Annotated in this window: 14 protein-coding genes and 1 riboswitch; of the genes, 12 read left to right on the plus strand and 2 right to left on the minus strand. The window is 29.5% G+C overall.

The annotated features are described in order from the left end of the window. The first annotated feature begins 93 nt into the window (after nucleotides 1-93). A riboswitch (SAM riboswitch) is annotated at nucleotides 94-206 on the plus strand. A 110-nt stretch (nucleotides 207-316) separates the two neighbouring features. The 7 genes from EG57_RS25695 to EG57_RS0205050 all read left to right on the plus strand — a co-directional run bounded on the left by EG57_RS25695 (nucleotide 317) and on the right by EG57_RS0205050 (nucleotide 4,795). Further along, complete coding sequence (locus tag EG57_RS25695; protein WP_084572165.1) at nucleotides 317-475, plus strand: YezD family protein; 159 nt, start codon at nucleotides 317-319, stop codon at nucleotides 473-475. A 117-nt stretch (nucleotides 476-592) separates the two neighbouring features. Next, entirely contained in the window at nucleotides 593-928 is a 336-nt protein-coding gene (locus tag EG57_RS0205025; RefSeq protein ID WP_032076191.1) for a NifB/NifX family molybdenum-iron cluster-binding protein, read from the plus strand. Nucleotides 929-1,042: 114 nt separating this feature from the next. Continuing rightward, the gene (locus tag EG57_RS0205030) at nucleotides 1,043-1,903 is read left to right on the plus strand and encodes a sensor histidine kinase (RefSeq protein ID WP_032076192.1); all 861 of its coding nucleotides are present in this window, start codon (nucleotides 1,043-1,045) and stop codon (nucleotides 1,901-1,903) included. Nucleotides 1,904-2,117: 214 nt separating this feature from the next. Then, on the plus strand, nucleotides 2,118-2,618 hold the full coding sequence (locus EG57_RS0205035; protein WP_032076193.1) for an NfeD family protein: 501 nt from the start codon (nucleotides 2,118-2,120) through the stop codon (nucleotides 2,616-2,618). A 22-nt stretch (nucleotides 2,619-2,640) separates the two neighbouring features. After that, a complete protein-coding gene (gene floA, locus EG57_RS0205040) occupies nucleotides 2,641-3,633 on the plus strand; it encodes a flotillin-like protein FloA (RefSeq protein ID WP_032076194.1) in 993 nt (330 codons plus the stop codon). A 6-nt stretch (nucleotides 3,634-3,639) separates the two neighbouring features. Continuing rightward, nucleotides 3,640-4,047, plus strand: coding sequence for a hypothetical protein (locus EG57_RS0205045; protein ID WP_032076195.1), 408 nt, complete (start codon nucleotides 3,640-3,642; stop codon nucleotides 4,045-4,047). A gap of 4 nt (nucleotides 4,048-4,051) precedes the next feature. Continuing rightward, nucleotides 4,052-4,795, plus strand: a complete 744-nt coding sequence (locus tag EG57_RS0205050) for a LytR/AlgR family response regulator transcription factor (RefSeq protein WP_032076196.1) — start codon at nucleotides 4,052-4,054, stop codon at nucleotides 4,793-4,795. 79 nt (nucleotides 4,796-4,874) lie between these two features. Here EG57_RS0205050 and EG57_RS0205055 read toward each other — a convergent pair whose 3' ends face one another. Continuing rightward, nucleotides 4,875-6,272, minus strand: a complete 1,398-nt coding sequence (locus tag EG57_RS0205055) for an amino acid permease (protein ID WP_032076197.1) — start codon at nucleotides 6,270-6,272, stop codon at nucleotides 4,875-4,877. A gap of 629 nt (nucleotides 6,273-6,901) precedes the next feature. Here EG57_RS0205055 and EG57_RS0205060 point away from each other — a divergent pair. From EG57_RS0205060 to EG57_RS0205070, 3 genes are all read left to right on the plus strand, one after another. Continuing rightward, nucleotides 6,902-7,894: a methionine ABC transporter ATP-binding protein gene (locus EG57_RS0205060; protein ID WP_032076198.1), complete on the plus strand. Its 993-nt coding sequence runs from the start codon at nucleotides 6,902-6,904 to the stop codon at nucleotides 7,892-7,894. Beyond that, nucleotides 7,891-8,553: a methionine ABC transporter permease gene (locus EG57_RS0205065; RefSeq protein ID WP_032076199.1), complete on the plus strand. Its 663-nt coding sequence runs from the start codon at nucleotides 7,891-7,893 to the stop codon at nucleotides 8,551-8,553. The genes EG57_RS0205060 and EG57_RS0205065 overlap by 4 nt, the downstream gene beginning before the upstream one ends. Before the next feature lie 64 nt (nucleotides 8,554-8,617). Beyond that, the gene (locus tag EG57_RS0205070; protein WP_032076200.1) at nucleotides 8,618-9,442 is read left to right on the plus strand and encodes a MetQ/NlpA family ABC transporter substrate-binding protein; all 825 of its coding nucleotides are present in this window, start codon (nucleotides 8,618-8,620) and stop codon (nucleotides 9,440-9,442) included. Nucleotides 9,443-9,570: 128 nt separating this feature from the next. Here EG57_RS0205070 and EG57_RS0205075 read toward each other — a convergent pair whose 3' ends face one another. Then, nucleotides 9,571-10,635 (minus strand): uroporphyrinogen decarboxylase family protein, encoded by a 1,065-nt coding sequence (locus EG57_RS0205075; RefSeq protein WP_032076201.1) that lies wholly within the window; start codon nucleotides 10,633-10,635, stop codon nucleotides 9,571-9,573. Between the two features lie 612 nt (nucleotides 10,636-11,247). Here EG57_RS0205075 and EG57_RS0205080 point away from each other — a divergent pair. Together EG57_RS0205080 and EG57_RS0205085 are read left to right on the plus strand one after the other, a co-directional pair. Continuing rightward, nucleotides 11,248-12,231, plus strand: coding sequence for a methionine ABC transporter ATP-binding protein (locus tag EG57_RS0205080; RefSeq protein ID WP_032076202.1), 984 nt, complete (start codon nucleotides 11,248-11,250; stop codon nucleotides 12,229-12,231). A gap of 17 nt (nucleotides 12,232-12,248) precedes the next feature. Further along, nucleotides 12,249-12,911 (plus strand): methionine ABC transporter permease, encoded by a 663-nt coding sequence (locus EG57_RS0205085; protein ID WP_032076203.1) that lies wholly within the window; start codon nucleotides 12,249-12,251, stop codon nucleotides 12,909-12,911. Nucleotides 12,912-12,967 lie beyond the last annotated feature (56 nt).

Genomic DNA, 12,967 nt, shown 5'->3' on the forward strand with positions numbered 1-12,967 from the left:
AAAACGATTATAATAAAGATGTCAATTGAAATATTTTCTAAAAATTAAACACTAGTGAACTTTTATATAAGATAATTCTTATCTAATATTATATTCTTATCCAGAGAGGTGGAGGGACTGGCCCTATGAAGCCCGACAACCGGCATTTTAATATGTATCGGTGTTAATTCCTGCAGAATATAGTTATATATTCTGAGAGATAAGAAAAGTAGATTTTTATGAAATGAAAATTTTTTAAAGCTATCTTTCTTATAGAAGAAGGATAGCTTTTTTAATGAATTATAATCAATGTAAATATTAAAAGGGGGAGACTAAAGTGTCAAATAATAATAAAAGTAATAATGGTATTTCAGAAAAAAATCTAAATAAGCTTTTAGAGAGCTTAAAGGTTGTCAAGTATGGTTCTGTAACTTTAGTTATTCAAGATGGGGTGGTAGTTCAAATAGAAAGAAATGAAAAAATGAGAATAGTATGATTTTAAATAAATTTATCAAGAATGTTATTAGCATATTCGAAATATATATTATATATTAAGGGATGTTTAAACATTGAATCTTTTATGAAATTGCAGTTTAAATTTGGAGGTGAATTTATGAACTATAAGGTAGCTTTTGTTAGTAATGATGGAAAAAGTGTAAACGAAAACTTTGAAACATCAAGAAAGCTTTTTATTTTTGAGATTAAAGAAGATATAGCAGAATATTTAGAAACTAGAGAAAGTAGTTTATGTTTTGAAGAGCGTGGACATAATGAAAAGCATATGAAAACGTTATTAAATTTAATATCGGATTGTAAGGCTATTTTTGTTAAAAATATAGGATATATGGCTTTAGTATTTTTAAAGTTTAATGGAATAAAAGCTTTTGAAACAGATTATAGTATAAATGATGTAATTGAAGGAATATTAAGTTCTGCTTTTGAAATATAATTAAAGAATATTAATAACACTACCATCATTAAAATGTATTTTAGTGGAGGTAGTGTTATTTTATGATATAATTGATTTGATTACAGAAATAGGGAAAGGAGTTTAGTTTTTGTAATGAAAAAAAAATTGGACGTAAATAAAACAATCACTACAGTAATTATTTTAAATGTAATTCAAATAACTACGATTGTTATGGTGATATTGTACAATTATTTTCATAACAATGTTTTGAATTTTCAAGATAAATTTTACAGTGGAGAACTTTTGGTATATTTAATTATATCCATAGGAATTATAAATAGTTTTTTTGCAATTAAGGATATTCGATCGTTAAATGGTAACAATGATGAATATAAAATGCTTAAAAGTACATTAAAACAACTAGAGGAACTCAATAAAACCCTTAGGGCTCAAAGACATGATTTTATGAATCATTTGCAGGTAGTATATAGTCTTATGGAAATGGAAGAATATCATGATTCAAGAGAGTATATAGAAAAAGTATTTAAAGACATTCAAAAGGTAAACAAGGTATTAAAAACTGCTAATCCAGCAGTTAATGCACTGCTTCAAGCTAAAATACTTTATGGAGAAAAAAGAGGAATAAAAACAGAAATATTGATTACTTCCTCACTTCAAGATTTAAAGGTACCATCCTGGGAATTTTGCAGAGTACTTGGTAATATTGTGGATAATGCAATTTATGCACTTCAAGAAATAGATGGAGAAAGAATTATACAAATAGAACTATTTGAAGATTTAAAGTTGTATGGGTTTAAAATAAAGAACAATGGACCAGAAATTCCAGAAGAACTTGTGAAAAAAATTTTTAAAGCAGGAATAACTACAAAAGGTGAAAAAGGAGAAGGTATGGGACTTGCTATTGTGAAGCATATACTACAGGAATATGAAGGGGGAATTAAAGTATTTACAGAAAATGAATTTACTGTTTTTCAAGGATGGATTCCAAGATAAATAAAGTTTTTAGCGTTTGTAAAGTATATTAATGATTATTAGAAAAAATTTTTGTTATTATATCAGTATAAATTATCAAATAGAACTTCAAAGATGACATTTTAAACTAAATTATGTATTTTTGAACTACTATGCATTCATTTTAATCTATGTAGGAAGTATTATATTAGTATAGACAGATAGAAAGAAGTTATAATTAAAGGAGGAGGGAGAAATGGAGCTGGTAAGTTTTTTGTCTACTATAAGTTGGATTGCCATATTATGTTTCTCATTTGGATTTTTGCTGGTAGTTATAGAAATGTTTCATCCTGGATTTGGAATACCAGGGATTTTCGGAGCTATATTTTTAATAATGGGCATAGTAATAACAGCAAGAAGTATTATGGAAGCATTGATTTTAGTTAGTATCATCATTGCAGTGTTAGGAGTAGCTCTTACTTTAGTTCTGCGATCTGCAACTAAAGGTAGACTTTCAAAAATACTGATTTTGCGTGAAACCCAAAAGAAAGAAACGGGATATACAGGCTCCGAGGATTTACAATATTTTGTGGGTCAACAGGGAATTACTCTTACAATTTTGAGACCAGCTGGTATTGCAGATTTTAATGGCATAAAAATGGATGTGGTTTCAGAAGGAGAATTTATACCAAAAGGTGAGAATGTAAAGATCATAAAGGTAGAAGGAAGAATAATTGTAGTTAGAAAAATATTTTAGAAAATGAGGAGGAATGGATATTATGAATGGTCCTATTACTGTAGTTGTATTTTTAGGAATAATCATAATTTTTTTAGCATTGTTTTTTAGTTTTGTACCAGTAGGTCTTTGGATTTCAGCATTAGCTGCAAATGTAAAGGTAAGTATTTTCAATTTAGTGGGAATGAGACTTAGAAGAGTTCAACCTAGAAGAATAGTTTTTCCATTAATAAAGGCAACAAAGGCAGGTTTAGAGGTTAGTGTAAATCAATTAGAAGCACACTATTTAGCTGGTGGAAATGTAGATCAAGTAGTGGATGCACTTATTGCCGCTCATAGAGCAGATTTTAAATTACCATTCGAAAGAGCAGCAGCAATAGATCTTGCAGGTAGAGATGTACTTGAAGCTGTAAAAATGAGTGTTAATCCAAAGGTAATTGAAACACCTAATGTTTCAGGTGTTGCAAAAGATGGAATTGAGCTTTTAGCAAAAGCAAGGGTAACAGTAAGGGCAAACTTAGAAAGATTAATAGGTGGAGCTGGTGAAGCTACAGTAATTGCTAGAGTTGGAGAAGGTATTGTAACTACAGTTGGTACATCTACTTCACATAAAGAAGTTTTGGAAAATCCAGATGCTATATCTAAAACAGTTTTAGCAAAAGGATTGGATGCAGGTACTGCCTTTGAAATACTATCGATAGATATTGCTGATGTAGATGTAGGAAGAAATATAGGAGCACAACTTCAAACCCTTCAAGCAGAAGCAGATAAAAATATTGCCCAGGCAAAGGCAGAGGAAAGAAGAGCTATGGCAGTAGCAAGAGAGCAGGAAATGAGAGCTGCTGTAGTGGAAGCAGAAGCAGAAGTACCAAGAGCTATGGCTCAAGCTTTAAGAGAAGGAAAATTAGGAGTAATGGATTATTATGATATGCAAAATGTAATATCAGATACAAGAATGAGAGAATCTATATCTAAAGTTGGCGATAAAAAAGATAAAAAGACCTCATATGGCAATCCTAGTGATGTTAAGGAGTAAAAGATTATGAGTGATTTTGATAATTTGGTGGATATTATTTTTGATTCAGGAAAAGTGTTAAAAGACATTATAAAAGCCTCCAGTGAAAAAGCAAGAAAAGTAACTAATAAAACTAAAGGTAATATTTTTGATGATACTGATAGTAAAGATGATTATGATTGGCTAAAAGGAAAAAAATTGCAAGAAGATACACAAAAGAATTTAAGTTTTCCATATGATATAGGAGAAAGCGAAAATGCAGAACTTGAAAGAAATATAGAATATGAAAAAGCTAAAGCTCAAGAATTAAAAAAGAGATTAGAAGAAAGAACAACAATGAATTTAGAATTAAAAGAAGAAAATATTATGCAGGCTATAGTATATTCAGAGATATTAGGCAAACCTAGAGCAAAAAGAAGAAGAAGTAGGTGGTGATTTATTGGAGCTTAAAGTTCTTATTGGAGACGATGAAGAAGGCATGAGAATGGTGTTAAAAAAAGCCATTGAAAAAATAGATGGATTTAAATTAGTAGGAGAGGCAGCTGATGGAGAAGCTGTTCTCTCTTTTGTAGAGGAAAAACATCCTGAAATTATATTTTTAGATGTAGAAATGCCCAAATTGAATGGGGTGGAATGTGCAAAGAGAATAATGGATATAAATCCAAGAACTATAATTATTTTTGTTACAGCACATGATGCATATATGTCTGATGCATTTCAACTTTATGCCTTTGATTATATTGTAAAGCCTTTTAAGTTGGATAGAATTTATCAAACTTTAAATCGAATAAAAACTTTAAATGATGTTCAAAGCGAAGAAAATATGTATAAGATAATTCGACATGAAAAAGGACTAGATAAAATATTAATAAGGAATAAAGATGGCATAAGCTTTGTAGATATGAAGGATATAGTGATTATACAAAGAGAGGATAGAAATACAGTTATATACACAGTGGATAATTCTTATATTACTTCTGAAGGTATGAGTGAATTAGAAGAAAGATTGGATAAATCATTGTTTTTTAGAAGCCACAAGTCTTATATTATCAATTTGTCCATGATTAGTAAAATATATCCTTATGGAAGATGGACTTATATAGTGAAACTAAAAAATACAGATAAGGATGCGCTTATTACTCATGAAAGATACGAAATGCTTAAAAAAATGTTTAGCTTTTAAATTTTTATAATTTAAAAGCTAAACATTTGAACTTAATAAAAATATTGCTTTGCATTATGCTTAAACTGTGAAAGTTGAATTATTCAGATTTAGTTACTTTATTAGCATTCTTTTTATTCATGCCTTTTCCATAGTAGAAAGCAACTAATATTATAAGCCAAATTGGTCCTACAATAACTGCTATTAAAGTATCTGGACTTAAGCACATAACTACAAGTACAAATATTAAAAATGCTATACTAATGTAGTTTGCATAAGGATATCCATTCATAGGAAACTTTAATTTTTTTGTTTCTTCAGGAGTAAGAGATTTTCTAAATTTCATTTGAGCTAGTAATATTATAAACCAAGAAAAAATTCCTGCAAAAGTTGCAATACTCGTAACATAAGCAAATACTTTAGCTGGAACAACATAGTTAAGAAAAACACCTATAAGCATGAAAAACGCAGAAATTAAAATTGCATTACTAGGAACTTGTGATTTACTAAGTTTTCCAAAGGATTTTGGAGCTGAACCTTGAAGAGAAAGATTGTAAAGCATACGACCTGTGGTGAAAATACCACTGTTACAAGAAGATAAGGCTGCAGTTAATACAACGAAATTTATAATACCTGCTGCTGCTGCAATCCCCAATTTGCTAAATGTTAAAACAAATGGACTGCCTATTGTTCCTATTTGATTCCAAGGATAAAGTGACATAATTACAAATAATGCACCTACGTAAAATATCATTATTCTATAAAAAACTTTATTAATAGCTGATGGTATTGTTTTTTCAGGATTTTTTGCTTCACCAGCTGTAACACCTATAAGTTCGATACCAACAAAAGCAAAGGCAACCATTACTAAGGCCATAACTGGACCTTTTATTCCTTTGGCGAAAAAACCGCCATGACTCCATAAGTTTGAGATACCAATAGGAATACCTTTATTACCAATTCCTGTAATAATGATAACTAATCCTATAATAATCATAAGAACAATAGTAACAACTTTTATAAGTGCGAACCAGAATTCAAATTCTCCAAAGGCTTTAACTGCTGTTAAGTTTACTATGGACATTATAACAACAGCACCAAGGGCTGATAACCATTGAGGAATGCCAGGAAACCAGAAATTAACATAAACACCTACAGCGGTAACTTCAGCCATACAAGTAACAATCCACATAAACCAATAAGTCCATCCAGTCAAATATCCAGCAAGAGGTCCGATAAATTCATTAGCATAAGCACTAAATGAACCAGCAACAGGATGTTCAACTGCTATCTCTCCAAGTGCACGCATAATAAAGAATAAAATAGCTCCACCACCAGCGTAAGCCAATAGAAGTGCAGGACCAGCTGTTTGAATAGCTGCTGCGGATCCAAGGAATAAACCAACACCAATTGCACCACCAAGAGCCATAAGTTGAATATGTCTCTCTTCTAAACCACGATGAAGTTCCTCATTTAGGCCAGTGTTATCCTTGCTCATTTTAATCCCCCTCATAAAATTAATTAATAATTTTTAAAACAGATTATTAATCACTGTATAGACATATATATAATCTTATTAACACCTCCTTAAATTTCATAGATATTGTTTGGAAATTTATAGATTAATAATAACGTTTTCATAGGATATTTTAACAATTCTATTAATTTATAAGATATATGCAAGTTGTGCAAACTCAATATTAATGAAAGATTGAAAAATGAGCGATTTCATAGAGGCACTATTAAATGATATTCATGAGAAGCTTAAAAAATTCATTGAAATAGTAGTATGGATACATTATTAGTGTATAACAAAACATAATAGAATAACATTGATTTATAATATTTTAATATTTGATTAAAGCATGTATAGAGGTTAGAATGTAAATTGATAAGAATCCTGTCAAAATTTGATGTAATTAAGCTATTTTAATGTTATATAAATCACTATGCAAAAAATTAAAGTGAGAAAAATAGTTACTAATACCTATATTAAGAGTAAGTATTTATTGGATTATTATTTTTGTGAAAATTGTGGACAATCAATATAGATGGAATTCAGATATTATTACATATTTTATTTGTTGTTATAATTATAAAATTTAATAAATAAGGAGAAGAGGGATTTTGATAACTTCAATTGGATTGAAAAAAGTTTATGAAAATAAAAATATTGTATTAGAAGATATTAATTTTAAAGTTGAAAAAGGAGATGTTTATGGTCTTGTTGGCAGAAGTGGAGCTGGAAAGTCAACACTTTTGAGATGCATTAATGGTTTAACAGATTATCAGGATGGAAGCATGAAGGTTAATGGCCATGAAGTTAAAGATTTAAACACAAAGCAGATAAAAGAATTTAGAAAAAATATTGGTATGATTTTTCAGCATTTTTCTTTATTAGAGAGAAAGAGTATTTATGATAACATTGCTTTGCCTATGAGATGTTGGAAGTATTCAAAAAAGGAAATTGATAGTAAGGTTAATGAACTACTTGAATTAGTGGAACTAAAAGATAAAGCTGGAGCAAGACCAAGAAACTTGAGTGGTGGTCAGAAGCAAAGAGTTGCAATTGCAAGGGCTTTGACCATGAATCCAAGCATTTTGTTGTGTGACGAAGCAACGTCAGCACTTGATCCTAGTACAACAAACTCTATATTAGATTTGTTAAGGGATATAAATAAAAAAATTGGAATTACCATAGTATTAGTTACTCATGAAATGTCTGTTATTCAAAGAATTTGTAATAAAGTATCTATTTTAGAAAACGGCAAAATAGCTTCTCAGGGAACAGTTAAGGATATATTTTTAAATCAGCCACCAGCTTTAAAACGTTTAATAGGAGTTGAAAATAGTGAATTGCCTGAAAAAGGTAGAAATATACGATTTATGTACAGAGTTGAAAAATTAGAAGGTTCAGAATTAATTGTTAGAATTGTAAATGAACTGAATATCAAATTTTCTATTATGGAAAGTTCTACTCAATCATATAGAAATGATAAAATATCTACTTTTGTTATAAACATAGATGATAGTAATTTTAATTTAGTTACTAATTATTTAGATAAAAATAAAGTAGAATGGATGGAAATTAAAAATGATGGAAATGAGGTGAGAAATTGAGCGATTATACATTAACTGAAATTATTAATATGTTGATTTTACCAGCACTTGGAGAAACTGTAAGAATGGTTTTTATATCAGGTATGTTGGGAACCTTTTTAGGATTTTTCGTGGGGATCATTCTGGTAATTTGTGATGACAATGGACTTCAGCCTAATAAAGTTATTCATAGAATATTGGATACTGTAGTGAATGTAATTCGTTCTTTTCCATTTGTTATATTGATGATTTCTATTATTCCTTTAACAAGAATTATTACTGGAAGCTCTATAGGGCAAGCAGCAGCTATTGTTCCACTGACAACGGCAATTACACCATTTATTGCCCGTATTTTTCAAAGTAGTTTTAAAGAAGTGGATTCATCACTTATTGAAGCGGCAAAATCCTTTGGCGCTTCAAACAAGCAGATTATTTTCAATGTAATGTTAGTTGAAGCATTACCTTCAATAATTTCAGGTATGAGCCTAGCTATAATAAACTTGTTAGGTGCAACAGCAATGGCAGGAGCAATTGGAGCTGGAGGTTTAGGTGCAGTAGCTTTAACCCATGGCTATCAAAATTTTAATCAGAAAATTATGTATTCAATAGTTGTAGTATTAATTGTATTAGTATGTTTAATTCAATATAGTGGTGATACGCTTTACAAAAAATTGAAATAGCATATTATATTTTTAATTAATCTATTTATCTATACAAATTTTATTTTTTTAAGGAGGAAAACTTATGAAGAAATTTATGAAGTTAATGTTATGTATGTTAGTGATTACAACATCAATGACAGCATGTGGAAAAAATAATTCTACAAGCAATTCAGGGGATGAAAAGAAGTCAATCAAAATTGGAATGAGGGCAGACTCTCTAGATTATGGAAATGAAGCTGCTAAAGTACTTAAACAGAAGGGCTATGATGTTAAAGTTGTTACTTTTAATGATAGTATTGGACCAGATACTGCTTTAGGTGAAGGAAGCATAGATGCAAACATATATCAGCATGAACCATACTTACAAAATTACAATAAATCTAATAAGACAAATTTTGTTATGGTTAAGCCTAAACTTTGGTCTCCTGTTTTTGGCATGTACTCTAGTAAGTATAAAGACTACAAGGAAATTCCAGATGGGGCTACTATTGGTCTTTGCAATGATGCTACAAATCAATCAAGAGGTTTGAATTTATTAAACGAAGTTGGATTGATAAAACTTCCTGCTGATAAAAAATCACCATCAATTTATGATGTTAAAGATAATGCTGCTGTTAATCCAAAGAAATTTAAATTTATAGAAGCAGACATGCAAACACTTCCACAATCTTTGAAGGATGTAGATTGCATTTTGTTAGCAGCTACTCATATGGTAAATGCAGGCTTAGATGCATCTAAATATATTGCAAGTCCAAAAGATAATGAAACATATGCAGTTGGAGTTGTTGTGAAAAACGGTGATGAAAATAAAAAATGGGTTAAAGATTTAAATGAAGCATATAGAACAGAAGGAATTAAAGAATTATTAAAAAAGAAAGCAAAGGGAACTTTGATACCTTTATTCTAGTTTGTTGCTAAAGTAAAAAGCTATCATAATTATAAGAATAAGAAGGCGCTGTCTCACAATAGAATTTTTATATGAGGCAGCACCTTTTTATTTATATATATATAATAATTAGAGTTTAGTTTACAGGATTAATCTAAAATTTTAGGATTAATAGGATATTTACCATAGGTCCTTGCGGCCTGCATAAATAGTTCAACATTTTCTTTTGAAGTTTTCATAGGAATCTTACAGCCTGTACTCAATATAAATCCTTTTGGACTATTATATGATTTCCTTATACATTCTTTTACTTCATTGAAAATTTCTTTTTTCCCTCCGAAACATACTGTTTCAATTGGTTTAACATTCCCCATTATTATTGCCCTATTACCAACTGAGTTTTTCACATCTTCCATATCAACTATATTATCAACACTAATTACTTGGACACCTGTATCTGCTATGTCTTCCCATATTCCTTTTGTATTGCCACAGATGTGAATAGATGGACCACTTCCCCAGCGTTCAATTATTTTATCAACACATTTTTTTAAATATGGTTTTACAAAGGTTCTAAATTGTTTTGGACTTATGACAGTAAGTGAAGCAACAGGCTCTGCAAGGCTTGGCTTTACACCTATGTTACTGACAGCATCAATGTAGTTAAATATGCTTTCAGTAGAAATTTCTAAAAGTTTATGTACCCAATCAGGATTTTTTATAATATCTCTTAAAAAAACATCGGTTCCCCTTAAAGAAGCTGCAGTGGTGAAAGGGCCTCCAAGACTACTTGAAATTCCAACTTCAGTGCCTATTTTTTCATTAATTATTTTAGAAGCTTCTAAAAATAATGGTAATCTGCCATCCTTATATGGATTTACAGGAATTAGTTTTTTTATATCATCATGATTTTTTAAGAATGGTATGTCTATATATGGCATATCATTGTCAGGGTAAGCTAAGGTTGTACCCATAGCTTCTGCAATGCCAAATAAATTTGGACCAATACCAGCACCATCAAAACCAAATGAGTTGTAAGAATTTATTTCTGTATCTACCATCAACTTATAATCAAAACAAAGTTCACTTATTTTTACACCTATAAATTTTGCGCCTACTTCTCCCATTAATGGACAGCATTGAATTCGATCAACTGGTTCTCCAGAATTTATGGCTAATGCTCTTTCTTTAGGAGTCATGTCATCATATTGCATTTATATACACCTCTTTTTATTAAAATTAAAACCTGCTTATATTTGTAAATTAAGCAATTTGTAGGTTTAATTTAGCATCAATATTAATATAAGTAAGTTTTCTTAAACATGTATATTATAAATTAAATTTAAGGTTAATATATTAAGTATTTTAAATCTAAATATTTTATACTTTAACTATAAACTTTAATTATAGATGATAATTGTCCTTTGTCATCTGAAAAGGTTGTGTCGCATAAGTTCTAAAGAAATTTGAGTAATTACCAAATCCGGATTATTTGTAAACACTATTTATTGGATAGTTCTCAAGAATTAATTCTTTTACTTCAATTAATATATGGTTAATTATCACTAACTATAAAATATTAATATAAAAGTGTTGGTATTTATAAGCTTTTGCTATTTGACACAATAGTAACAAGGATATACAATAAATTCGATTGGTGTCTAAAAAATGATTATTTTGTATAAAATGCTAAAAGCATATCATTAATGATTGTGATTGATGTTTGATGTAAATGATATGCTTTATAAGAGATATAATCTTAGGGAAATGATCATATCTCATAAATTACCTATATTGCTATTTTTATATAGAATGGAGGAAGAAAATTGATAATTATAGAGAATCTTAGTAAGAATTATGAAGAATTAAATGTTCTAGATAAAATCTCACTTACAATTAATGATGGAGAAATTTATGGACTAGTTGGAAGAAGTGGAGCTGGAAAATCTACATTATTAAGATGTATTAATGGATTAGAAAATTTTCAAGAAGGTAATGTATTAATTGACAATGTAGATGTTAAGTCATTAGGAAGAAAAGAAATACGAAAATTTAGAAAAGATATAGGAATGATTTTTCAACATTTTTCAATATTAGAGAGAAAAACAGTATATGATAATATCGCGCTTCCAATGGAATGTTGGAAAGTAGAAAAGTCACAAATAGATAAAAAGGTACACGAACTTGTAGAACTAGTAGACATTAAAGATAAACTAAATATAAAAGCTAAAAACTTAAGTGGTGGTCAGAAACAACGTGTTGCCATTGCAAGAGCATTAGCAATGAATCCTAAAATATTATTATGTGATGAGGCAACATCAGCGTTAGATCCAAGAACAACAAAAGATATACTATCACTTTTAAGAAAAATAAATGAAGAATTAAAGATTACAATAGTGATTGTAACACATCAGATGTCAGTTGTAAGACAATTATGTACGAAAGTAGCATTACTGGAGAATGGAAAAATAGTAGAAAATGGAGATGTTCGAGAAATATTTATAAATCAATCAGCTGCTCTACAAAGACTATTAGGAGCTGAAAGTTGTGAATTACCAGAAGGATGTAATTATCAAATAATGACTACAGAGATTGATAAAAATGAAACATTATTGTCCATGCTGGCAATGGAAATTCAGGTTCCGTTTTCTGTTATAGATGGTAGAATAGAACATTTTAGAAACGATAAAATGGGGAAGTTTGTTATAAATTTTGATAACAAATATGAAGAGAATTTTCTTTTATACTTTAAACAGCATAATATTATTTATAAAAAAGTAGATGATGAAATGGAAAGCCTAGATGACTAGGGAAAGGAGGCAGTAAAATGAGAGATATACCATGGCAAGAAATTATTAATAGAATTATGTTACCAGCATGTATTGCTACATTAAAAATGCTGGTATTGGGCGCCTTATTAGGTGGTTTTTTTGGATTTATAGTAGCCATGCTTATGTATATGACAAGAAAAGATGGCATACGACCTAATAAAACATTTAATACAATTTTAAATGCTTTGGTTAGTGTTATACGTTCTTTTCCATTTATTATATTAATGGTTTCAATTATACCTTTAACACGTTTATTTGTGGGAAGCAGTATTGGTTGGCAAGCAGCAATTGTTCCATTAACAGTAGCAGCAACACCATTTATGGCACGTATGTTTGAAAATAGTCTAAAAGAAGTAAATCCATCATTAGTTGAAGCAGCAAAATCTTTTGGAGCTTCTGATATGCAAATTATTTTTAAAGTAGTTATTGTAGAAGCACTACCATCACTTGTATCAGGTTATATTTTATCTGTAATTCAAGTATTGAATTTTACTGCTGTTGCAGGAACTATTGGTGCTGGAGGATTGGGAGCTTCTGCACTACAATATGGTTATCAAAGTAATAATGATAAAGTAATGTATTCAATCGTTTTAGTACTTGTTGTGTGTGTTATTCTAATTCAGGTAATAGGCGATTTTGTATATAAAAAAATTAAATAAATGATTCATGTTTATTCTCCTCCTTTAGGATTTATTATTTTAAGTGATATTATTTA

The sequence above is a fragment of the Clostridium drakei genome, assembly GCF_000633595.2.
In the GTDB taxonomy this organism is placed as follows: domain Bacteria; phylum Bacillota; class Clostridia; order Clostridiales; family Clostridiaceae; genus Clostridium_AM; species Clostridium_AM drakei.

Excerpts from the sequence above, each read along its gene's own strand:
- EG57_RS0205025 (WP_032076191.1), top strand. The coding sequence starts at position 593 with ATGAACTATAAGGTAGCTTTTGTTAGTAATGATGGAAAAAGTGTAAAC.
- EG57_RS0205030 (WP_032076192.1), top strand. The coding sequence starts at position 1,043 with ATGAAAAAAAAATTGGACGTAAATAAAACAATCACTACAGTAATTATT.
- EG57_RS0205035 (WP_032076193.1), top strand. The coding sequence starts at position 2,118 with ATGGAGCTGGTAAGTTTTTTGTCTACTATAAGTTGGATTGCCATATTA.
- floA (WP_032076194.1), top strand. The coding sequence starts at position 2,641 with ATGAATGGTCCTATTACTGTAGTTGTATTTTTAGGAATAATCATAATT.
- EG57_RS0205045 (WP_032076195.1), top strand. The coding sequence starts at position 3,640 with ATGAGTGATTTTGATAATTTGGTGGATATTATTTTTGATTCAGGAAAA.
- EG57_RS0205055 (WP_032076197.1), bottom strand. The coding sequence starts at position 6,272 with ATGAGCAAGGATAACACTGGCCTAAATGAGGAACTTCATCGTGGTTTA.
- EG57_RS0205070 (WP_032076200.1), top strand. The coding sequence starts at position 8,618 with ATGAAGAAATTTATGAAGTTAATGTTATGTATGTTAGTGATTACAACA.
- EG57_RS0205075 (WP_032076201.1), bottom strand. The coding sequence starts at position 10,635 with ATGCAATATGATGACATGACTCCTAAAGAAAGAGCATTAGCCATAAAT.
- EG57_RS0205085 (WP_032076203.1), top strand. The coding sequence starts at position 12,249 with ATGAGAGATATACCATGGCAAGAAATTATTAATAGAATTATGTTACCA.